This is a genomic window from Streptomyces sp. NPDC008092, assembly GCF_042957285.1.
Lineage (GTDB): Bacteria > Actinomycetota > Actinomycetes > Streptomycetales > Streptomycetaceae > Streptomyces.
Map to the genome: position 1 here is coordinate 107739 of NZ_JBIBHY010000023.1, position 20993 is coordinate 128731.

Here is a 20993-nt window from a genome sequence, read left to right on the forward strand (position 1 = left end):
GTCGCACGGGAACCCCGCGGAACCGCGGAACACGCGGGGAACGACGGAACACCGGTACGAGGACTTCCGGCCGCCCGCCGCACCGGGCACTGTGAACAGAACGGTTCCCCTGTCCTAGGCGGTGACAGGCACATGGCACTGGGTACGGCCGCGACCGCGTCCGCTTACGAGCTGCGCTTCGACGCCGGGCGGATCTGCCTCGATCTGCTCGCGACCACGCATCCCGGCGAACGGCTCGACGGCATCGAACCGTTGCGGGCCTGGATCACCGGATCCGGACTCGTCCCGGCGGGCACCCCGCTGGCCCACGCCGACGCCGGCTGGCTCGTGGGCTTCCGTGAACTGCGGGGACACGTGGGGCGGTTGGTGCGCGACCGCACCACCCCCGGGGTCCGGCCGTACGACCTCGCCCTCGCCCGCGTCAACGACCTGGCCCGCGCCGCCGCACCCCCGGCCCCGCGCGCCGTACCCGACGAGGACGGCGTCCTGGTGCGGGAGTTGGCCGGACCGCCGGGCTGCGCGGCGCTGCTGGCCGCCGTCGCCCGGGACGCCGTGGAGCTGCTCACCGACCCCGTCGCGCGGGCGGCGGTCAGGGAGTGCGAGGGTGACAACTGCCCCCTCGTGTACCTGGACACCTCCCGGGGGCGCAGGCGCCGCTGGTGCTCCAGCGAGGTCTGCGGGAACCGTGAGCGGGTGGCCCGGCACCGGCGCCGCGCCGCCCTCGCGCGAGCGTGAACGCGCCCCCGCCGCGGCGGAGGCCGGCCGGGGTCCCCGGCGCCCCGCAACCCGCGCGAGGGCACGTGGGCGCACGTGACCGCCGTCACTCCGTATCCCAACTCCCGTCCCATTCGCGGCTTCTGCCGGATCTTCATCGAAGCTCCGCGAAAGTGATTTCGACAACACTCCGTTTGGTGACGGGTGAGTACGGGCAGTCCGGCCGCTCTCGACGTTGTGTCGGAAATGTAAAGATCACGCGGTGGGAATGTGGGGTCATGTCCCGCTCGTCATGTCACCTCGCAGAAAAATGTGGGGTCTTGTTGAACACACCGCGAGTCACTTCCGTACCGGTGGGGGAGCGACCGACTGGGGGAACCCCCGGACACCGGAGGTGGGCGTGCGCAAGGATGCGGCCGTGGCCAATGAACGTGGATCGAGGGCCCGACATCGCATGTCCCAGCCCTCGGAGCCTGATGAGGAGCTGATGCGTGCCCTCTACCGAGAGCACGCCGGACCTCTCCTTGCGTATGTCCTTCGGCTGGTCGCCGGTGATCGGCAACGCGCCGAGGACGTCGTGCAAGAGACACTCATCCGTGCCTGGAAGAACGCCGGCCAGCTCAATCGGGCGACCGGATCTGTACGCCCCTGGCTGGTGACGGTCGCTCGCCGCATCGTCATCGACGGTCACCGCAGCCGGCAGGCCCGGCCGCAGGAGGTCGATCCGTCGCCGCTGGAGGTCATCCCCGCGGAGGACGAGATCGACAAGGCGCTGTGGCTGATGACGCTGTCTGACGCGCTCGACGACCTGACCCCGGCCCACCGGGAGGTGCTCGTCGAGACGTACTTCAAGGGGCGTACCGTCAACGAGGCGGCCGAAACGCTGGGTATACCCAGCGGCACCGTCCGTTCGCGGGTGTTCTATGCCCTCAGGTCGATGAAGCTGGCACTGGAGGAGCGGGGGGTGACGGCGTGATGAGTGTGTACGGGGGGCACGGCGGGTTCGGCACAGGTGGTTCGGGTATGTCTGGTGCTATGCAGGAATCTCCGGTGCCCAATGAGCACGAGACTGTCGGCGCGTATGCGCTCGGGATTCTCGACGACGCCGAGGCAACCGCTTTCGAGGCCCATCTGGCCGGGTGCGAATGGTGCGCCCAGCAGCTCGACGAGCTGGCCGGAATGGAGCCCATGCTCGCGGCCCTGGCGGATCTGCCGGGCTCCGGAAGTACCCCGTCCATCGGCGAGTCGCTGTCCGCGAAGCCCAGCCCGCGGATGGTCGAGAAGCTCGTCGTCGAGGTCTCCGAGAAGCGGAAGGTCCGCAGCAGGCGGAACATTTTTGCACTGGCCGCCTCGGTCGTGCTGATCGCCGGTGGCACGGCGGCCGGCGTGGCGCTGAGCGGCAGCTCGGACAACGGCAACGCGGACATGGCCATGGGGCCTGCCCAGGCGGCCTTCCAGACCATGACCGACAAGAAGTCGGCCACGGACCCGACGACCCACGTCAGCGCCACCGTCGCCGTGGAGAAGAAGGACTGGGGCACCCATGCGGTCCTCCAGCTCGAGAACGTCACCGGCCCGAAGAAGTGCTCGCTGATCGCCGTCGGCAAGAACGGCGAGCGCGAGACGGTGACCTCCTGGTCCGTTCCGACCTGGGGATACGGCATCACCGACGCCAAGTCGGCGAAGGCCAAGGAGCCCCTCTACGTGCACGGCGGGGCCGCCTTCACCCCCAACCAGATCGACCACTTCGAGGTCATGACCTTCGACGGGAAGAAGCTCGTCTCGGTCAGCGCGTAGGGCCTGTCCGGCGGATCAGGCCGCAGGAAATCAGCGGCGGCTGTCAGTGCCGGTGAGCGGGACGTGGTGCGTGCAGCTGCAAGGCGGAGGAGGGAGTCGACGCGGAGCGTCGGCGAGTGACGACAACGCCGCAGATGTGCGTGCCACGTCCCGCGTCTGCGGCATGATCCGCCGGACAGGCCCTGGCTTCGGCGGGCCCCCTTCGCGTACGGTTGACGGCTGCCCAGCACGTCAGAAGGGGGCCCGGTGGCCGCTCAGGCTCAGCAATCCGCGGTCGGCTCTCACGGCTCGGATCGGGATTCCGCACAGGACTCCGTCCAGGACTCGCTCCGGGACGCGGTCCAGGATTCCGTCCGAGACCGTGAGATCAGCGCCGAACAGGTACATCTCGACCGGGTGTACCGCCGTCTCGAGGAGAAGATCCACGAGGCGGAGTTCCTGATGAACGACGCGGCCAAGCGCGGTCAGGTAGGCACTCCCGGCGCGCTCGCCGAACGCGACGCGCAGGTCTTCCGGGCAGGCATCCACCTGAACCGGCTCAACAACGAGTTCGAGGACTTCCTCTTCGGCCGTATCGACCTGCTCCTCGGCAAGGACGGCAAGAAGGGGCCCGACGGCGCCTACACGGCCGTGGAACCCGCCGAGGGCGCGGTCCGCGGCGACAACACGGCCGACATCGCCGAGACCCTGCACATCGGCCGCATCGGCGTCCTCGACGAGGACTACGCCCCGCTGGTCATCGACTGGCGGGCCCCGGCCGCCGCGCCCTTCTACCGGTCCACCCCGGTCGATCCCGGGCGTGTCGTACGACGCCGGGTCATCCGCTCCAAGGGCCGCCGGGTCCTCGGGGTCGAGGACGACCTGATGCGCCCCGAGCTGACCGCCTTCCTCGACGGCGACACGCTGCCCGTCATCGGCGACGGCGCCCTGATGGCCGCCCTCGGCCAGGCCCGCAGCCACACCATGCGGGACATCGTCGCCTCCATCCAGGCCGAGCAGGACCTCGTCATCCGCGCCCCCGCCGCCTCCGTGACCTACGTCGAGGGCGGCCCGGGAACCGGCAAGACGGCCGTCGCCCTGCACCGCGCCGCCTACCTGCTCTACCAGGACCGGCGCCGGTACGCGGGCGGCATCCTGATCGTCTCCCCGACCCCGCTCCTCGTCGCGTACACCGAGGGCGTGCTGCCGTCGCTCGGCGAGGAGGGCCAGGTCGCCATCCGCGCCATCGGCTCCCTCGTCGACGGCGCCGAGGCCACCCTCTACGACACCCCGGCCACCGCCCGCGCCAAGGGCTCCGCCCGGATGCTCCGGGTGCTGCGCAAGGCCGCCCGCGGAGCCCTGGAGCTGAACGGCTCACCGACCCGGCTCAGGGTCGTCGCCTTCAACCGCCGCCTGGAGCTGGAGGCCGAGGACCTCGACCGCATCCGGCACAACGCGCTGGGCGGCACGGCCCCGGTCAACCTGCTCCGCCCCCGCGCCCGCAAGCTCCTCCTGGACGCCCTGTGGGCCCGCTCCGGCGCGGCCGGCCGACACACCGACCCGGAGCTCGCCGCCGAGCTGCGCTCCTCCTTCGACGAGGACATCCTCACCGAGGACCCCTTCATCGAGTTCCTCGACGCCTGGTGGCCCGAGCTGACCCCGCAGGCCGTCCTCACCGCGATGGCCGACGAGAGACGCCTCGGCCGCTGGGCCCGCCGCGTCCTCAACCCGGGCGAGGTCCGCCGGGTGGCCCGCTCCCTGAAGCGGGACGGCCGTACCGTCCACGACATCGCCATGCTGGACGAGCTCCAGGCGATCCTCGGCACCCCCGCCCGCCCGAAGCGGAAGCGCGAGGCGGACCCGCTGGACCAGCTCACCGGCCTGGAGGAGCTGATGCCGGTGCGCGAGGAGTCGCAGCGCGAGCGCGCCGAACGGCTCGCCCAGGAGCGGGTCGAGTACGCCCACGTCATCGTCGACGAGGCGCAGGACCTCACCCCGATGCAGTGGCGGATGGTCGGCCGCCGCGGCCGGCACGCCACCTGGACGGTCGTCGGCGACCCGGCCCAGTCCTCCTGGTCCGACCCCGACGAGGCGGCCGAGGCCCGCGACGAGGCCCTGGGCACCCGCCCGCGGCGCCGCTTCGAGCTCACGGTCAACTACCGCAACCCCTCCGAGATCGCCGAACTGGCGGCCAAGGTCCTGGCCCTCGCCATGCCCGGCTCCAAGTCCCCCTCGGCCGTCCGCTCCACCGGCGTCGAGCCGCGCTTCGCCGTCGTGCGCGACTCGCTGGAGAAGACCGTGCGCGCGGAGGCCGAGCGGCTGCTGGACCTGGTCGACGGCACAGTCGGCGTGGTCGTCGCCATGGACCGGCGCGCCGAGGCGTCCCGCTGGCTCGCCGGGCTCGGCGACCGGGTGGTGGCCCTCGGCAGCCTGGAGGCCAAGGGCCTGGAGTACGACGCCACGGTCGTCGTCTCGCCCGCGGAGATCGCCGACGAGTCCCCGGCCGGGCTGCGCGTGCTGTACGTGGCCCTCACCCGGGCGACGCAGCAGCTGACGGTGGTCTCCGGCGAGCGGGACGTGCCGGACGAGGCGGGGGTGCCGGACCTGCTCAGGGACTGACGGGGCAGGCCCGTTCGGCTGGTTCGGCCGGGGTTTTCCTGTGAAGTCCCCGGACGGGAATGGCCGCGCGGGATCTGTTTGTTAGCCTTGTCGTGACACCGGCTCGATCCAAGCCCCCGGGCCCAACCTTCGTCGCTACGAGCGACCACTTGCCGCGAGGCGAGCATGGCGGGTCGGTGTCATGAACGTTGGAGGCCCACGTCACGTGTGACGTGGGCCTCTTTTTTGCGCGAACAATACGTACGCAATAAGGCTCGGCTAACGCCTACCCGGCGGTAGGTGCGACGATCGGACGGCAAAACCAGCGACACGGTGACACAACGAAGGAAGTCGGCCATGGCAACGGCGCCCAGCGTCTCCTACTCGATGACCATCCGGTTGGAGGTGCCCGCGAGCGGAACCGCCGTCTCGCAGCTCACCACCGCCGTGGAGTCCTCCGGAGGCTCGGTCACCGGCCTCGACGTCACCGCGTCCGGCCACGAGAAGCTCCGTATCGACGTCACCATCGCGGCCAGCTCGACCGCGCACGCCGACCAGATCGTCGAGCAGCTGCGCGGCATCGAGGGCGTCGTCCTCGGCAAGGTCTCGGACCGTACGTTCCTCATGCACCTCGGCGGCAAGATCGAGATGCAGGCCAAGCACCCGATCCGCAACCGTGACGACCTCTCCATGATCTACACCCCGGGCGTGGCCCGCGTGTGCATGGCGATCGCGGAGAACCCCGAGGACGCGCGCCGCCTCACCATCAAGCGCAACTCCGTTGCGGTCGTGACGGACGGCTCGGCCGTGCTGGGCCTCGGCAACATCGGCCCGAAGGCCGCGCTCCCGGTCATGGAGGGCAAGGCGGCCCTCTTCAAGCGGTTCGCCGGCATCGACGCGTGGCCGCTGTGCCTCGACACCCAGGACACCGACGCGATCGTCGAGATCGTCAAGGCGATCGCCCCCGGGTTCGCCGGCATCAACCTGGAGGACATCTCGGCGCCCCGCTGCTTCGAGATCGAGGCCCGGCTGCGCGAGGCCCTCGACATCCCCGTCTTCCACGACGACCAGCACGGCACCGCGATCGTCGTCCTCGCCGCCCTGACGAACGCACTTCGCGTCACCGGCAAGGCGATCGAGAACATCCGGGTCGTCATGTCCGGCGCGGGCGCGGCCGGTACGGCCATCCTCAAGCTGCTGATCGCGGCCGGCGTGAAGAACGCCGTCGTCGCCGACATCCACGGTGTCGTGCACTCCGCCCGCGAGGACCTCGTGGACGCCCCGGCCGACTCGCCGCTGCGCTGGATCGCCGACAACACCAACCCCGAGAACCTCACCGGCACCCTCAAGGAGGCCGTGCGCGGCGCCGACGTCTTCATCGGCGTCTCCGCGCCGAACGTCCTCGACGGCGACGACGTGGCCGCCATGGCCGAAGGCGCGATCGTGTTCGCACTCGCGAACCCGGACCCCGAGGTCGACCCGGCGATCGCCCGCCAGACGGCCGCCGTGGTGGCCACCGGCCGCTCCGACTTCCCGAACCAGATCAACAACGTGCTGGTCTTCCCGGGTGTCTTCCGCGGCCTCCTGGACGCCCAGTCCCGTACGGTGAACACCGACATGATGCTCGCGGCCGCGAAGGCCCTCGCCGACGTGGTCACGGAGGACGAGCTGAACCCGAACTACATCATCCCGAGCGTCTTCAACGAGAAGGTCGCGGGAGCGGTGGCGGGCGCGGTCCGGGAAGCGGCGAAGGGCGCGTAAGCGCCCTTCGGGGGCGTCCCGTAAGGGGCGCGGGGAACTGCGCGACCAGCCCCCACCGGCCGGCACCCGACACCCGACCCAGGCAAACGTTTGTGAAACTTGCCACGCCATCCGACCGGCGCGTCGTGAAACCCCCCCTTCGGCCCACCCGTAGGGTATGGGCGGCACCCGGATTGGCGTTCCCGCCGCAGGTGGGGGCAGGATGCGTCCCGGCCCAACATGCGGCTCCGCCGCGTGGCACGCCTCAATGGCAAGAAGAACACGGGAGTAACAACATGAACCGCAGTGAGCTGGTGGCCGCGCTGGCCGACCGTGCCGAGGTGACTCGCAAGGACGCCGACGCCGTGCTGGCCGCTTTCGCCGATGTCGTCGGCGACATCGTCTCCAAGGGCGACGAGAAGGTCACCATCCCCGGCTTCCTGACCTTCGAGCGCACCCACCGTGCCGCTCGCACCGCGCGCAACCCCCAGACCGGCGAGCCGATCAACATCCCCGCCGGCTTCAGCGTGAAGGTCTCCGCGGGCTCGAAGCTCAAGGAATCCGCCAAGGGCAAGTGACCTTGCCGTCCGTAGGCCACGGGACGGCATACGGCGCGTAACACGACGATGGGGCGGCCCCTCCACCAGGGGCCGCCCCATCGTCGTACCAGCTCTCGCAGGCGTCAGCCGAGCGCCTTGCCCGGCAGTTCCACCTTCGCGCCGAGCTCCACGAGCTTCTCCATGCTGTGCCTGCCCGGGGGCTGTGACATCAGCGGCTCCGCCGCGGGCCCCCGGACCCCCAGCCGGAGGGCACTGTCCTGGGCCGGGGGCGGGAAGGCGTGGTTATCCGAGTGCCTTGCCCGGCAGTTCCACCTTGGCGCCGAGTTCCACGAGCTTCTCCATGAAGTTCTCGTAGCCGCGGTTGATGAGGTCGATGCCGTGGACCCGGGAGGTGCCCTGGGCCGCGAGGGCGGCGATGAGGTACGAGAAGCCGCCGCGGAGGTCGGGGATGACCAGGTCGGCGCCCTGGAGCTTGGTCGGGCCGGACACGACCGCGGAGTGCAGGAAGTTGCGCTGGCCGAAGCGGCAGGCCGAGCCGCCCAGGCACTCGCGGTAGAGCTGGATGTGAGCACCCATCTGGTTCAGCGCGGAGGTGAAGCCGAGGCGGGACTCGTAGACCGTCTCGTGGACGATCGAGAGGCCGGTGGCCTGGGTCAGGGCGACCACCAGGGGCTGCTGCCAGTCGGTCTGGAAGCCCGGGTGCACGTCCGTCTCCAGCGCGATGGACTTCAGCTGGCCGCCGGGGTGCCAGAAGCGGATGCCCTCGTCGTCGATCTCGAAGGCACCGCCCACCTTCCGGTAGGTGTTCAGGAACGTCATCATCGAGCGCTGCTGGGCGCCCCGGACGTAGATGTTGCCCTCGGTCGCCAGCGCCGCCGAGGCCCAGGACGCGGCCTCCAGGCGGTCCGACAGGGCCCGGTGGGTGTAGCCGCCGAGCTTGTCCACGCCGGTGATGCGGATCGTGCGGTCGGTGTCGATCGCGATGATCGCGCCCATCTTCTGCAGCACGCAGATGAGGTCCTCGATCTCCGGCTCCACGGCCGCGTTCGACAACTCCGTGACGCCCTCGGCGAGTACCGCCGTCAGCAGCACCTGCTCGGTCGCGCCGACCGACGGGTACGGCAGCTGGATCTTCGTGCCGCGCAGCCCCTTCGGCGCCTCCAGGTACTGGCCGTCCGCGCGCTTCTCGATGGTCGCGCCGAACTGCCGCAGCACGTCGAAGTGGAAGTCGATCGGCCGGCCGCCGATGTCGCAGCCGCCCAGGCCCGGGATGAAGGCGTGGCCGAGGCGGTGCAGCAGCGGACCGCAGAAGAGGATCGGGATCCGGCTGGACCCGGCGTGGGCATCGATGTCAGCGACGTTCGCGCTCTCCACGTACGTCGGATCGAGCACCAGCTCACCGGGCTCCTCGCCCGGACGTACCGTCACCCCGTGCAGCTGCAGCAGGCCGCGTACGACCCGCACGTCACGGATGTCCGGAACGTTGCGCAGCCGACTGGGTGCACTGCCCAGCAGGGCGGCGACCATGGCCTTGGGCACGAGGTTCTTCGCACCGCGGACACGGATCTCGCCCTCCAGCGGGGTGCCGCCGTGGACAAGCAGGACATCGTCGTTGACGGTCATGAATCTCGCGTTCCATGGAGTTGGGCAGGGCCGGAGAGACAGAGTAATCGCCCATCGGCCCCCTCCCGTAAGCCCACGGACCACCCAGCTACGTCATAGCTGTGTCACAACACGAACGGTGCCTAATCGGACACATGGGGTCACCGCCCGTGTCCGTGCGCCGGGGACGCTCCCTTCCGCCCTGAGCTGCATTCACCCGCGGACCCGGATTGGCTCCCCACGCGACGGGAAGATGCGGGATCATGTCAGGCATGACCGAGGTGTCCTCGCTCACAGGGCGGCTGCTCGTGGCCACGCCCGCCCTGGCGGACCCGAACTTCGACCGCGCGGTGGTGCTCCTTCTCGACCACGACGAGGAGGGCTCGCTCGGCGTCGTCCTCAACCGCCCCACCCCGGTGGACGTCGGCGACATCCTGGAGGGCTGGGCCTCCCTCGCGGGCGAGCCGGGGGTCGTCTTCCAGGGCGGCCCGGTCTCCCTCGACTCCGCGCTCGGCGTCGCGGTCATCCCCGGCGGGGCGAACGGCGACCGGGCCCCGCTGGGCTGGCGCCGGGTGCACGGCGCGATCGGCCTGGTCGACCTGGAGGCCCCGCCGGAACTCCTCGCCTCGGCCCTCGGCTCGCTGCGGATCTTCGCCGGTTACGCCGGCTGGGGCCCGGGCCAGCTGGAGGACGAACTGGTCGAGGGCGCCTGGTACGTCGTCGAGTCCGAACCCGGCGACGTGTCCTCCCCGTCCCCGGAGAGACTCTGGCGCGAGGTGCTGCGCCGCCAGCGCAACGAGCTCGCGATGGTGGCCACCTACCCGGACGACCCCTCGCTCAACTGACGGTGAGCCTTCTCGCAACCGTTGTCCGGGCGCTTCAGTACCCTTGGCACTTATGAGCACTCTTGAGCCCGAGCGCGGGACTGGTACGGGGACCCTCGTAGAACCGACGCCGCAGGTGTCCCACGGCGACGGCGACCACGAGCGCTTCGCCCACTACGTCCAGAAGGACAAGATCATGGCGAGCGCCCTGGACGGCACCCCCGTCGTGGCGCTGTGCGGCAAGGTGTGGGTGCCCGGCCGCGACCCGAAGAAGTACCCCGTGTGCCCCATGTGCAAGGAGATCTACGAGTCCATGGGCAGCGGCGGCGACGGCGAGGGCCAGGACAAGTAACACGCTGGTCCGACAGCTCGGCTCTCCGAGGCCCCGGGCACGCTTTGGCGTGCTTCGGGGCCTTTGTCATGTCCGTGCGTTGCACGGAGTGCGTCACGCGGTCACAGAGTGGTTGAGACCTCTTGTCGGCATGTTCATGTTGTCCCTAGCCTCCGTGGTGTTGTGCAGAGCGAAACAGCCGTTGCATATATTGCAACGCCCCCATGCTTGAGCGCGCTCCCGGAGGGTCACTCCATGAAGCTCCCCGTTCCCGCACTCCTCGTCGGCGCCCTGTTCCTCGCCGCCGCGTGCGCCCCGCAGACCTCCTCCAACTCCGCCTCCGACAAGGACGACAAGAGCGGCACCCTGCGGGTGTGGCTCTTCCAGGAGGTCGGCAACGACCCGAAGCAGAAGGTCGTCGACTCGGTCGTCGCCGGCTTCGAGAAGGCACACGACGGCACCAAGGTCGACGTGGAGTACATCCCGGTCGACACGCGCGCCCAGCGCGTCAAGGCCGCCTTCAACGACCCGGCCTCGGCCCCCGACGTCATGGAGTACGGCAACACCGACACCGCCGGATACGTCCACGACGGCGGACTCCTCGACGTCACGAAGGACTTCGGCGCCTGGAGCGAGGCGAAGGACACCGACCCGACGGCCCGGCAGTCGGTGACCGTCGCGGGCAAGGTCTACGGCGCCCCCTTCTACGTCGGCGTCCGCGCCCTCTACTACCGCACCGACGTCTTCAAGGACCTGGGCCTGAAGCCGCCGACGACCATGACCGAGCTGGCCGCCACCGCCCGCGCCATCCGCAAGGCGAAGCCCGACCTCTACGGCCTAGTCGTCGGCGGCGCCTACACCTACGGCGCCATGCCCTTCATCTGGGCCGACGGCGGCGAACTGGCCACGGCCGAGGGCGGGTCGTACACCTCGGCGATCGACAGCGCGGCCGCGCAGAAGGGCATCAAGGAGTACACGTCCCTCTTCGGCGACGACAACTGTCCGGCCGCCAAGTGCGCGGGCTTCGGCGGCAACGACACGGTCACCGCGTTCGCCGCGGGCAAGGCGGGGATGGCGATCGGGGGCGACTTCAGCCATGCCGCCGTGGAGGCGGGGAGCGTCAAGGGCAAGTACGCGGTGGTGCCGCTGCCGGGGGCCACGGCCGGCTCGGTCGCGCCGGCCTTCGCGGGCGGCAACAACATCGGGGTGCTGAAGAGCACGACGCACCGCACCCTGGCCGTCGCGCTGATGGAGCAGCTGGCCGCCAAGAAGACGCAGGCGGCGATGTTCGACGCGATGGGTTTTCTGCCGACGTTCAAGGACGTCCGTGACCAGGCGGCCGCGAAGGAGCCGTTCGTGAAGCCGTTCGTGGCGACCCTGGCCGCCGGGACGAAGTTCGTGCCTGCCTCGGCGGGATGGTCGCAGATCGACTCGTCGCTGGTGCTGCCGACGATGTTCCAGGAGGTCGTCAGCGGCAAGAAGAGCGTGGGGGCGGCTTCGCAGGAGGCGGCGAAGAAGATGGACGCGGCGTTCGGCTCCGCCGGATGACGCCCGATGGGTCAGGGGTAGCGGTTCGTTCGCGGGTGCGGGCGCGTGGGGGCTTGTCGCGCCCGAGCGGCGGCAGCCGCAAATTCAATACAGCCCCGCGCCCCTTTCGGGGCGTGCAGTGGACGCCCTGGATGTATCTCGCCCCCGCTCTCGTCGTCCTCGGGGGGCTGCTCGTCTACCCCATCTACCAGCTCGGGCTCATCTCGGTCTTCCGGTACACCCAGGCTCAGGTCAGTGGGGGTGAACCCACCGCCTTCGTCGGGTTCGGCAACTACTCGGACGTCTTCTCCGACGACCAGTTCTGGTCGGTGCTGCTGGCCACCGTCCTCTTCGCCGCCGCCTGTGTCGTGTCGACGCTCGCCGTCGGGTGTGCGCTCGCCGTGCTGCTGACCCGGGTGCGGGCGGTGCCGCGGCTGGCGCTGATGCTGGCGGCGCTGGGGGCGTGGGCGACCCCGGCCGTCACCGGGTCCACGGTCTGGCTCTTCCTCTTCGACCCGGACTTCGGGCCGGTCGACAGGGTGCTCGGGCTCGGTGACCACTCCTGGACCTACGGGCGGTACTCCGCCTTCTTCCTGGTCCTGCTCGAAGTGGTGTGGTGCTCCTTCCCGTTCGTCATGGTCACCGTGTACGCCGGGATCCGCGCCGTACCGTCCGAGGTGCTGGAGGCGGCGGCGCTGGACGGCGCCTCGCAGTGGCGGATCTGGCGGTCGGTGCTGGCGCCGATGCTCCGGCCGATCCTCATGGTCGTCACCGTCCAGTCGGTGATCTGGGACTTCAAGATCTTCACGCAGATCTACGTGATGACCGGCGGGGGCGGCATCGCCGGGCAGAACCTGGTGCTCAACGTGTACGCCTACCAGCAGGCCTTCGCCTCCTCGCAGTACGGGCTGGGCGCGGCCGTCGGAGTCGTCACGCTGCTCGTCCTGCTCGCCGTCACCCTGGTCTACCTGCGGCTGCTGCGCCGGCAGGGGGAGGAGCTGTGACCGTCGTGAATCCTGTGCGCGGGCTGGTCCGGCGGCCGGGGCGGCTCGCCGCCGAGGGCGCGGCGCTGGCGATCGCCGTACTCGTCGCCTTTCCGCTGTACTGGATGGTGCTGGGGGCCTTCAAACCGGCCGGGGAGATCGAGTCGGACCGGCCCCGGCCGTGGACCCTCTCGCCCTCTCTGGACTCCTTCCGGCGGGTCTTCGGGCAGCAGGAATTCGGCCGTTACTTCGTCAACAGTCTGGTCGTCGCGGGCAGTGTGGTCATCGTCTCGGCGCTGATCGCCTTTCTCGCGGCGACCGCCGTGACCCGATTCCGGTTCCGCTTCCGGACCACCTTGCTGATCATGTTTCTGGTGGCCCAGATGGTGCCCGTGGAGGCCCTCACCATCCCCCTCTTCTTCCAGCTGCGGGACTTCGGTCTGCTGAACACGCTGGGCTCGCTGGTCCTGCCCCACATCGCCTTCTCGCTGCCCTTCGCGATCTGGATGCTGCGGGGGTTCGTGAAAGGGGTGCCGGAGGCGCTGGAGGAGGCGGCGTACATCGACGGGGCGAGCCGGTCGCGCTTTCTCTGGCAGATCCTTTTCCCGCTCGTCCTGCCGGGCCTGGTGGCCACGAGCGTGTTTTCCTTCATCTCCGCCTGGAACGACTTCCTGTTCGCCAAGTCCTTCATCATCAGCGACACCTCGCAGTCCACGCTGCCGATGGCGCTCCTGGTGTTCTTCAAGCCGGACGACCCCGACTGGGGCGGGGTGATGGCGGCCTCCACGGTGATGACGATTCCGGTGCTGGTGTTCTTCGTACTCGTACAGCGACGCCTGGTCTCGGGACTGGGCGGAGCGGTTAAGGACTGACATGACTTCAGAGACGGATCTCATTCCGGCGCCGCGCAGTGTCGAGGGGCCGATGCGGTGCGGTGTCCTGATCGACGAGGACACCACGCTGTGGGCCGCTCCGGGCACCGAGGCGACGGAGCGCTGGCTGCGCTCCACGGTCGGCGCGGCCTTCGGGGTGCCGCTGCGACCTGGCCCCGAGGACGCCCGCGAGGCCGTACGGCTGCACCTGGACGATTCCCTGGCGCCCGAGGCGTACCGGCTGAGTGTGATCGCCAATTGGGGCGTCGAGATCCGCGGCGGCGGTCCGGCGGGCGTTTTCTGGGGTGCCCAGACACTGCGCCAGCTGCTCGGCCCCGACGCCTTCCGCCGGGCTCCCGTACGCCCCGGGATCCGGTACGGCATCCCGCACCAGGTGATCGAGGACTCCCCCCGATTCCCCTGGCGCGGCTTCATGCTCGACGTCGCCCGGCACTTCACGCCGAAGGAAGGCGTCCTGCGCCACCTCGATCTCATGGCGGCGCACAAACTCAACGTCTTCCACTTCCACCTGACGGACGATCAGGGCTGGCGCCTGCGGATCGAGCGCCACCCGCGGCTCACCGAGGTCGGCTCCTGGCGGGCCCGCACCAAATTCGGCCACCGGGCCTCACCGCTGTGGGAGGAGAAGCCGCACGGCGGCTTCTACACCCAGGACGACATCCGGGAGATCGTGGCCTACGCGGCCGAGCGGCATATCACGGTCGTCCCCGAAATCGACGTGCCGGGACACTCGCAGGCCGCCATCGCCGCGTATCCGGAACTCGGCAACACCGACGTCATCGACACCACCGCCCTCTCCGTCTGGGACTCCTGGGGGATCTCTCCGAACGTACTCGCCCCCACTGACAACACCCTGCGCTTCTACGAGGGGGTGTTCGAGGAAGTGCTGGAGCTGTTCCCCTCGGAGTTCATTCACGTCGGCGGCGACGAATGCCTGAAGGACCAGTGGCGGGCCTCGCCGGCCGCGCAGGCCCGTATCAAGGAACTCGGGCTCGCCGACGAGGACGCGTTGCAGTCCTGGTTCATCGGGCACTTCGCGAAGTGGCTTTCCGCGCGCGGGCGTCGGCTCATCGGCTGGGACGAGATCCTGGAGGGCGGGATCGCCGAGGGCGCGGCCGTCTCGTCGTGGCGCGGGTACGGCGGCGGGATCGCGGCCGCGCGGGCCGGCCACGACGTCGTCATGTGCCCCGAGCAGTACGTGTACCTGGACCACCGGCAGGCCGGCGGCCCCGACGAGCCGGTGCCGATCGGATACGTCCGCACCCTGGAGGACGTGTACCGGTTCGAGCCCGTTCCGGCGGGGCTGGACGAATCCGAGGCGCGGCGGATCCTCGGCACCCAGGCCAACGTCTGGACCGAGGTGATGGAGGACCACGCGCGCGTGGACTACCAGGCCTTCCCCCGGCTCGCCGCCTTCGCCGAGGTCGCCTGGAGCGCCCTCCCGGCCCCCGGGGAACGGGACTTCGCGGACTTCGAGCGCCGGATGGCCGAGCACTACCGGCGGCTCGACGCCCTGGGCGTCGCCTACCGCCCGCCGGCCGGCCCGCTGCCCTGGCAGCAGCGCCCCGGCGTCCTCGGCCGCCCCCTGGACGGCCCGCCCCCGAACCGCTAGCCCCGCCCCCGGGCCCGTCCGCCCCGCTCCCGGCTCCCGCTTCCCGCCCCCGTCCCGAACGCGTAATGGAAAAAGACCCCAAGGGTCACCGAAGAGTGTCAATCGGTGCGCACCGGCGATGGTGTAAGAAAACGGACCAAGTCGCCGATGAGGTGCGCGAATGCCTCCTAGCGGACCCGTGCGTTCGAGGCTTGCGAAGATGTGCCAGAGTTGCCACGTCCGCCCTGTGAGCACGTACCGTACGGCCACACAGGTGGGACCAGGTGGGGCAGCGGGAAGGGGCAGCCGGTTTTGACCACGCACGCACCGCAGGCGGGGCAGTCCGTCACGCTGCCCACGACGCTGAACGAGGCCGTGGCGGCCCTCACCGAGATGCCGGCCGCGGTCCCGGTCGCGGGCGGCACCGACCTGATGGCCGCCGTCAACTCCGGACAGCTCAGGCCCGCCGCCCTGGTCGGCCTCGGCCGGATCAGCGAGATCCGCGGCTGGCAGTACCAGGACGGCAACGCACTGCTCGGCGCCGGCCTCACGCACGCGCGCATGGGCCGCCCCGACTTCGCGGCCCTGATCCCGGCGCTCGCCGCCGCCGCGCGGGCCGCCGGCCCGCCGCACATCCGCAACGCCGGCACCCTCGGCGGCAACATCGCCACGGCCGCCCCCACCGGCGACGCGCTGCCGGTGCTCGCCGCCCTGGAGGCGACGCTGATCATCGCCGGGCCGGGCGGGTCGCGCCGGGAGATCCCGGTGTCGCACCTGCTGGCCGGCGTGGAGATGCTCCGTGCGGGCGAGCTGATCGGCTTCGTGCGGGTCCCGCTGCTGCACGCCCCGCAGGTCTTCCTGAAGGCGACCGGCCGCACCGGCCCCGGCCGCTCGGTGGCCTCGGTGGCGCTCGTCCTCGACCCCGCGCGGCGCGGCGTCAGATGCGCCGTCGGTGCCATAGCGCCGATGCCGCTCAGGCCCCTGGACGCCGAACAGTGGGTGGCCCGGCTGATCGACTGGGACAACGACCGCGCGCTCGTCCCGGAGGCGCTGGCCGCCTTCGGCGAGTACGTCGCGGCCGCCTGCATCCCGGACCCGGCCCCCGAGCCCGACGGCTCGGTGCCGGCGCTTCCGCCCGCCGTACTGCACCTGCGGCGCACCGTCGCCGCGCTGGCCCGACGAGCACTGGGGAGGGCGCTGTCATGACCGACGACCAGCACGGAGAGGGCGCGCCCGCGAGCGGCGGCCGCCGCTGGGACCCGCTGCCCCAGGGCGACTACGACGACGGCGCGACCGCGTTCGTGAAGCTTCCCGAGGGCGGCATCGAGGCACTGCTGTCCGCCGACAGCCCGCTGGCCGCGCCCGGTCACGGCTATGTGCCGCCGCAGATAGCGGCCGCCCCCGGCACCGACACCTGGGGCGCGCCGTCCGACGGCACCCGGTGGCCCGACCCGAACACGGTCCCGCAGGAGCAGGCCGCCGGCGACCGGTTCACGTACAACCCGGCCTCGACGCAGCAGTGGACGTACGAGGAACCGCCGCCCGCGCCCGGTCACGACGTGACCGGGCAGTGGTCGATCCCGGTCGCGACCGGCGATGCTCCGGACGAATCGGGCGAGTTCACCACATCCGCGCTCATGGAGCAGTGGGGCGGCACGCCGCCGGCGACCCTGCCGGGCGGCGCGTCCGCGCCGTGGGCGGCGGAGCCCCCGGCGTGGGAGCACCCCGTGGAGGCCCCTGGATCGCCCGCTGGGCCCCGCGCGGGCCACGGCGACACGCGGGCCCCTGGTCTCCCCTCCGGGGCCGCCGGTGCGCCGCCTGCGGCCGACGTGCCGACCGGGGGCGAACGGGGCGAAGCGGGTGATACCGGCGAACTGCGGGCAGGAGGAGCACCGCCGGGCGGCGGTGACCCGGCCGCCGCCGGCCGGTCGGCCGCGTTCGGCGGAGCCGACACGCCCCGCGAAGCCGCCGGATCCCACCCCGGCCACGAGGGGGAGGCCGCCGACGGCGAGTCCGCCCCGCAGGGGCCACCCGCACCCGGCGACGAAAGCGCCACGGGGGGCGCAGGGGACGCGGGCGGAGCGGGTGACGCGGGCGCGAGGGAACACGCCGAAGGCGAAACCGAGGCGGTCGACGACCACCCCCTCGCCTCCTACGTCCTGCGCGTCAACGGCGCCGACCGGCCCGTCACCGACGCCTGGATCGGCGAGTCCCTCCTGTACGTCCTCCGCGAGCGCCTCGGCCTCGCCGGCGCCAAGGACGGCTGCTCGCAAGGCGAGTGCGGCGCCTGCAACGTCCAGGTCGACGGCCGCCTGGTCGCCTCCTGCCTGGTCCCCTCGGTGACCGCCGCCGGCAGCGAGGTCCGCACGGTCGAGGGCCTCGCCGAGGACGGCCGCCCCTCGGACGTGCAGCGCGCCCTCGCCCGCTGCGGAGCCGTCCAGTGCGGCTTCTGCGTCCCCGGCATGGCGATGACCGTCCACGACCTGCTGGAGGGCAACCCGGCCCCCACCGAGCTGGAGGCCCGCCAGGCCCTGTGCGGCAACCTCTGCCGCTGCTCCGGCTACCGGGGCGTCCTGGACGCCGTCAAGGAGGTCGTCGCCGAACGCGAGGCCCATGCCGCGGCCGACGCTGAGACGGACGGCGACGAGGCCCGTATCCCGCATCAGGCGGGACCCGGTGCAGGCGGCGTCAACGCGTCGGCGTTCGAGTCCCCGCGCACCTTCGGGGCCGGAATCCAGATCCCGCACGAGCAGGCGTACGACCAGTCGTACGGTGGCAACCAGTCGTTCGGCGGGAACCAGACCTTCGGCGGCAACCAGTCGTTCGGCGGCGACCAGTCGTTCGGCGGGAACCAGACCTTCGGCGGCAACCAGCCGTTCGACGAGCAGGGCCGGAGCCAGAGCTACGACGACCAGTCCTACGGCCCGGACGGAGGCCAGGCGTGACCAACGAGACCGTCACCACGACCACCGCCGCGGAGACCCCCGTCCCCGCCGCCGAGCCGCTGCCGCACGGCCTCGGCGTGTCGCTGCCGGCCGCCGACGCCGGCGCGAAGACCGAGGGCACCTTCCCGTACGCGGCCGACCTGTGGGCCGAGGGCCTGCTGTGGGCGGCCGTGCTGCGCTCCCCGCACCCGCACGCGCGCATCGTGTCGATCGACACCAGCCACGCGCGCGAGATGCCCGGCGTACGGGCCGTCGTCACCCATGAGGACGTGCCGGGCACCCCGCGGCACGGCCGGGGCACCCCGGACCGCCCGGTCTTCGCCTCCGAGGTGGTACGGCACCACGGCGAGCCCATCGCGGCCGTCGCCGCCGACCACCCCGACACGGCCCGGATGGCCGCCGCCGCCGTCATCGTCGAGTACGAGGTGCTCGACCCGGTCATCGACCCCGAGCAGTCCTTCGAGGCCGAGCCGCTGCACCCCGACGGCAACCTGATCCGGCACATCCCGCTCCAGCACGGCGACCCGGACGCGACCGGCGAGATCGTCGTCGAGGGCCAGTACCGCATCGGCCGCGCCGACCCCGCCCCCATCGGCGCCGAGGCCGGACTCGCCGTGCCCCGCCCCGACGGCGGCGTCGAGCTCTACCTGGCCTCCACCGACCCGCACACCGACCGCAACACCGCCGCCGCCTGCTACGGCCTGTCCCTCGAACAGGTGAAGATCGTCGTCACCGGCGTGCCGGGCGCGACCGCCGACCGCGAGGACCAGGGCTTCCAGCTCCCGCTCGGCCTGCTCGCCCTGAAGACCGGCTGCCCGGTCAAGCTCACCGCGACCCGCGAGGAGTCCTTCCTCGGCCACGCCCACCGCCACCCCACCCTGCTGCGCTACCGGCACCACGCCGACGCCGAGGGCAAGCTGGTCAAGGTCGAGGCGCAGATCCTGCTCGACGCGGGCGCCTACGCCGACACCTCCGCCGAGTCCCTGGCCGCCGCCGTCTCCTTCGCCTGCGGCCCGTACGTCGTCCCGAACGCCTTCATCGAGGGCTGGGCCGTCCGCACCAACAACCCGCCGTCGGGCCACGTCCGCGGCGAGGGTGCCATGCAGGTGTGCGCCGCCTACGAGGCGCAGATGGACAAGCTGGCGAAGAAGCTCGGCCTCGACCCGGCCGAGATCCGGCTGCGCAACGCGCTCGCCACCGGCGACCTCCTGCCCATCGGCCAGACGGTGACCTGCCCGGCCCCCGTCGCCGAACTCCTCCAGGCGGTACGGGACTTCCCGCTCCCGCAGCTGCCGAAGGACACCCCCGAGGGCGAGTGGCTGCTGCCCGGCGGCCCCGAGGGCGCGGGCGAACCGGGCGCGGTCCGCCGGGGCGTCGGCTACGGCCTCGGCATGGTCCACATGCTCGGCGCGGAGGGCGCCGACGAGGTCTCGACGGCCACGGTCAAGGTCCACGACGGCATCGCGACCGTGCTCTGCGCGGCCGTGGAGACCGGGCAGGGCTTCACCACGCTGGCCCGCCAGATCGTCCAGGAGACCCTCGGCGTCGACGAGGTCCACGTGGCCCCCGTCGACACCGACCAGCCGCCGGCCGGACCCGGCTGCCGCGGCCGCCACACCTGGGTCTCCGGCGGCGCCGTGGAACGCGCGGCCAAGATGGTCCGCACCCAGCTCCTGCAGCCCCTCGCCCACAAGTTCGGCATGTCCACCGAGCTGCTCCAGATCACCGACGGCAAGATCACGTCGTACGACGGCGTCCTGTCGACCACCGTCACCGAGGCGCTGGACGGCAAGGAACTGTGGGCCACCGCCCAGTGCCGCCCGCACCCGACCGAGCCGCTGAACGCCGACGGCCAGGGCGACGCCTTCGTCGGAATCGCCTTCTGCGCGATCCGCGCGGTCGTCGACGTCGACATCGAACTCGGGTCGGTGCGGGTCGTGGAGCTGGCCGTCGCCCAGGACGTCGGCCGGATCCTCAACCCGGCGCAGCTCAACGCCCGTATCGAGGCCGGGGTCACGCAGGGCGTCGGCATCGCCCTGACGGAGAACCTGCGCACCCCGCGCGGCCTGATCCGCCACCCCGACCTCACCGGGTACGCCCTGCCGACCGCCCTCGACGCGCCCGACATCCGGATCGTCAAGCTCGTCGAGGAACGGGACGTGGTCGCCCCCTTCGGCGCCAAGTCGGTCAGCGCGGTGCCGGTGGTGACGTCCCCGGCGGCCATCGCCTCCGCCGTCCGCGCCGCGACCGGCCGCCCGGTCAACCGGCTCCCGATACGGCCGCAGGCGGCGGTCGTCACGGGACAGTGACCCTCTCCGGGGTCGTGGTGATCGCGGGGGTGATGGCGTCCGGGAAGTCGACGGTCGCGCAGGCACTCGCGGAGCGGCTGCCGCGCGCCGCGCACGTCCGCGGCGACGTCTTCCGCCGGATGATCGTCTCGGGGCGCCGGGACTACACCCCCGACGCCGCCGAGGAGGCCACGGCCCAGCTCCACCTCCGGTACCGCCTGTCGGCGGCGACGGCGGACGCGTACGCCGGGGCCGGGTTCACCGCGATCGTCCAGGACGTCCTGCTGGGCCCGGAACTGACGTCGTACGTCGGCCGGATCCGCACCCGCCCGCTGCACGTCGTCGTCCTGGCCCCGAGCCCCGAGACGGTGGCGGCGAGGGACGCGGCACGGCCGAAGACCGGGTACGGGCCCGCCTGGACGGTCGCCGACCTGGACGCGGAACTACGGCTGCGCACCGAGCCGTTGGGGCTGTGGCTGGACACCTCGGAGCTGACCGTGGAACAGACGGTGACGGCGATTCTCACCGGGACGGAACGGTCGAGGGTCCTCTGACGTCTCTTCTGCGGGGCGTTGTCAGTGCCGCGGCGTAGTGTTCCGGGTAGTGGGGACGGCCGTTCCG

17 protein-coding genes are annotated in these 20993 nt (G+C 71.5%); 16 read left to right on the forward strand and 1 reads right to left on the reverse strand.

Features of this window, described 5'->3' with window-relative positions; translation table 11 throughout:
- Positions 1-132: 132 nt before the first annotated feature.
- The 6 genes from ACFZB3_RS46120 to ACFZB3_RS46145 all read left to right on the forward strand — a co-directional run bounded on the left by ACFZB3_RS46120 (position 133) and on the right by ACFZB3_RS46145 (position 7406).
- Positions 133-735, forward strand: a complete 603-nt coding sequence (locus ACFZB3_RS46120) for an ABATE domain-containing protein (protein WP_391389109.1) — start codon at positions 133-135, stop codon at positions 733-735.
- Positions 736-1168: 433 nt separating this feature from the next.
- Entirely contained in the window at positions 1169-1690 is a 522-nt protein-coding gene (locus ACFZB3_RS46125; RefSeq protein ID WP_010039908.1) for a sigma-70 family RNA polymerase sigma factor, read from the forward strand.
- A complete protein-coding gene (locus ACFZB3_RS46130) occupies positions 1690-2511 on the forward strand; it encodes a zf-HC2 domain-containing protein (protein ID WP_391389111.1) in 822 nt (273 codons plus the stop codon). The genes ACFZB3_RS46125 and ACFZB3_RS46130 overlap by 1 nt, the downstream gene beginning before the upstream one ends.
- Before the next feature lie 246 nt (positions 2512-2757).
- Positions 2758-5109, forward strand: coding sequence for a UvrD-helicase domain-containing protein (locus tag ACFZB3_RS46135; RefSeq protein ID WP_391389113.1), 2352 nt, complete (start codon positions 2758-2760; stop codon positions 5107-5109).
- Positions 5110-5445: 336 nt separating this feature from the next.
- On the forward strand, positions 5446-6849 hold the full coding sequence (locus tag ACFZB3_RS46140; RefSeq protein ID WP_391389115.1) for a malic enzyme-like NAD(P)-binding protein: 1404 nt from the start codon (positions 5446-5448) through the stop codon (positions 6847-6849).
- Positions 6850-7124: 275 nt separating this feature from the next.
- Positions 7125-7406 carry an HU family DNA-binding protein gene (locus ACFZB3_RS46145; RefSeq protein ID WP_189268239.1) on the forward strand — a complete coding sequence of 94 codons (282 nt, stop codon included), beginning with the start codon at positions 7125-7127 and terminating at the stop codon, positions 7404-7406.
- Between the two features lie 264 nt (positions 7407-7670).
- On the opposite strand, the gene murA is transcribed toward ACFZB3_RS46145, so the two are convergent.
- Complete coding sequence (gene murA, locus ACFZB3_RS46150) at positions 7671-9011, reverse strand: UDP-N-acetylglucosamine 1-carboxyvinyltransferase (protein WP_089106630.1); 1341 nt, start codon at positions 9009-9011, stop codon at positions 7671-7673.
- Between the two features lie 251 nt (positions 9012-9262).
- Here murA and ACFZB3_RS46155 point away from each other — a divergent pair, with 251 nt between their 5' ends.
- The 10 genes from ACFZB3_RS46155 (at position 9263) to ACFZB3_RS46200 (ending at position 20926) form a co-directional block, all read left to right on the forward strand.
- Positions 9263-9835, forward strand: coding sequence for a YqgE/AlgH family protein (locus ACFZB3_RS46155; RefSeq protein WP_217545775.1), 573 nt, complete (start codon positions 9263-9265; stop codon positions 9833-9835).
- A 52-nt stretch (positions 9836-9887) separates the two neighbouring features.
- Positions 9888-10166, forward strand: coding sequence for a DUF3039 domain-containing protein (locus ACFZB3_RS46160; protein ID WP_362586261.1), 279 nt, complete (start codon positions 9888-9890; stop codon positions 10164-10166).
- Positions 10167-10400: 234 nt separating this feature from the next.
- On the forward strand, positions 10401-11693 hold the full coding sequence (locus tag ACFZB3_RS46165; protein ID WP_391389118.1) for an extracellular solute-binding protein: 1293 nt from the start codon (positions 10401-10403) through the stop codon (positions 11691-11693).
- 131 nt (positions 11694-11824) lie between these two features.
- On the forward strand, positions 11825-12676 hold the full coding sequence (locus tag ACFZB3_RS46170) for an ABC transporter permease subunit (RefSeq protein ID WP_391389152.1): 852 nt from the start codon (positions 11825-11827) through the stop codon (positions 12674-12676).
- A 5-nt stretch (positions 12677-12681) separates the two neighbouring features.
- Positions 12682-13527, forward strand: a complete 846-nt coding sequence (locus tag ACFZB3_RS46175; protein WP_391389120.1) for an ABC transporter permease subunit — start codon at positions 12682-12684, stop codon at positions 13525-13527.
- 1 nt (position 13528) lies between these two features.
- Positions 13529-15160 carry a family 20 glycosylhydrolase gene (locus ACFZB3_RS46180; protein WP_391389122.1) on the forward strand — a complete coding sequence of 544 codons (1632 nt, stop codon included), beginning with the start codon at positions 13529-13531 and terminating at the stop codon, positions 15158-15160.
- Between the two features lie 291 nt (positions 15161-15451).
- The gene (locus ACFZB3_RS46185; RefSeq protein WP_391389124.1) at positions 15452-16345 is read left to right on the forward strand and encodes an FAD binding domain-containing protein; all 894 of its coding nucleotides are present in this window, start codon (positions 15452-15454) and stop codon (positions 16343-16345) included.
- Entirely contained in the window at positions 16342-18084 is a 1743-nt protein-coding gene (locus ACFZB3_RS46190; RefSeq protein ID WP_391389126.1) for a 2Fe-2S iron-sulfur cluster-binding protein, read from the forward strand. The genes ACFZB3_RS46185 and ACFZB3_RS46190 overlap by 4 nt, the downstream gene beginning before the upstream one ends.
- The gene (locus ACFZB3_RS46195; RefSeq protein ID WP_391389128.1) at positions 18081-20393 is read left to right on the forward strand and encodes a molybdopterin cofactor-binding domain-containing protein; all 2313 of its coding nucleotides are present in this window, start codon (positions 18081-18083) and stop codon (positions 20391-20393) included. The genes ACFZB3_RS46190 and ACFZB3_RS46195 overlap by 4 nt, the downstream gene beginning before the upstream one ends.
- A 32-nt stretch (positions 20394-20425) precedes the next feature.
- The gene (locus ACFZB3_RS46200; protein ID WP_391389154.1) at positions 20426-20926 is read left to right on the forward strand and encodes an AAA family ATPase; all 501 of its coding nucleotides are present in this window, start codon (positions 20426-20428) and stop codon (positions 20924-20926) included.
- The last annotated feature ends 67 nt before the right edge of the window (positions 20927-20993 follow it).

What these genes read in the sequence shown, in the direction of transcription:
- ACFZB3_RS46125 (WP_010039908.1), top strand. Translation starts at nt 1,169, where the DNA reads ATGTCCCAGCCCTCGGAGCCTGATGAGGAGCTGATGCGTGCCCTCTAC.
- ACFZB3_RS46200 (WP_391389154.1), top strand. Translation starts at nt 20,426, where the DNA reads ATGGCGTCCGGGAAGTCGACGGTCGCGCAGGCACTCGCGGAGCGGCTG.
- ACFZB3_RS46165 (WP_391389118.1), top strand. Translation starts at nt 10,401, where the DNA reads ATGAAGCTCCCCGTTCCCGCACTCCTCGTCGGCGCCCTGTTCCTCGCC.
- ACFZB3_RS46160 (WP_362586261.1), top strand. Translation starts at nt 9,888, where the DNA reads ATGAGCACTCTTGAGCCCGAGCGCGGGACTGGTACGGGGACCCTCGTA.
- ACFZB3_RS46130 (WP_391389111.1), top strand. Translation starts at nt 1,690, where the DNA reads ATGAGTGTGTACGGGGGGCACGGCGGGTTCGGCACAGGTGGTTCGGGT.
- ACFZB3_RS46170 (WP_391389152.1), top strand. Translation starts at nt 11,825, where the DNA reads ATGTATCTCGCCCCCGCTCTCGTCGTCCTCGGGGGGCTGCTCGTCTAC.
- ACFZB3_RS46155 (WP_217545775.1), top strand. Translation starts at nt 9,263, where the DNA reads ATGACCGAGGTGTCCTCGCTCACAGGGCGGCTGCTCGTGGCCACGCCC.
- ACFZB3_RS46120 (WP_391389109.1), top strand. Translation starts at nt 133, where the DNA reads ATGGCACTGGGTACGGCCGCGACCGCGTCCGCTTACGAGCTGCGCTTC.
- ACFZB3_RS46190 (WP_391389126.1), top strand. Translation starts at nt 16,342, where the DNA reads ATGACCGACGACCAGCACGGAGAGGGCGCGCCCGCGAGCGGCGGCCGC.
- murA (WP_089106630.1), bottom strand. Translation starts at nt 9,011, where the DNA reads ATGACCGTCAACGACGATGTCCTGCTTGTCCACGGCGGCACCCCGCTG.
- ACFZB3_RS46140 (WP_391389115.1), top strand. Translation starts at nt 5,446, where the DNA reads ATGGCAACGGCGCCCAGCGTCTCCTACTCGATGACCATCCGGTTGGAG.
- ACFZB3_RS46180 (WP_391389122.1), top strand. Translation starts at nt 13,529, where the DNA reads ATGACTTCAGAGACGGATCTCATTCCGGCGCCGCGCAGTGTCGAGGGG.
- ACFZB3_RS46145 (WP_189268239.1), top strand. Translation starts at nt 7,125, where the DNA reads ATGAACCGCAGTGAGCTGGTGGCCGCGCTGGCCGACCGTGCCGAGGTG.